Here is a 233-nt window from a genome sequence, read left to right as displayed (position 1 = left end):
AACAATGCTATCCCTTCTGGTTACATAGCAGCGGGACAATCGTTTATGGCAAGTGCAAAAGCAAATGGAATTGTTGAGTTTGATAATTCAATGCGTGCTGGGGGAGCTGATAATGCACAATTCTTCAAACCCGGTAAAAGTTCAAAATCAACAGGCTTCGAGAGCCACCGTTTGTGGCTTAATATGACCAATTCAGGCGGAGCTTTTAAACAAACCCTGATAGGCTATGTTGA

The 233-nt window shown here is 42.5% G+C and carries 1 pseudogene; it reads left to right on the top strand.

The features are described from left to right. Positions 1 to 233 (top strand): annotated as a pseudogene (locus tag FLACHUCJ7_RS24920) (T9SS sorting signal type C domain-containing protein); the annotation flags it as partial.

The organism is Flavobacterium salmonis, from assembly GCF_903819435.1.
Lineage (GTDB): Bacteria > Bacteroidota > Bacteroidia > Flavobacteriales > Flavobacteriaceae > Flavobacterium > Flavobacterium chungangense.
The sequence above is the reverse complement of the archived record's forward strand: the minus strand, read 5'-3'. Positions and strand labels throughout refer to the sequence as shown.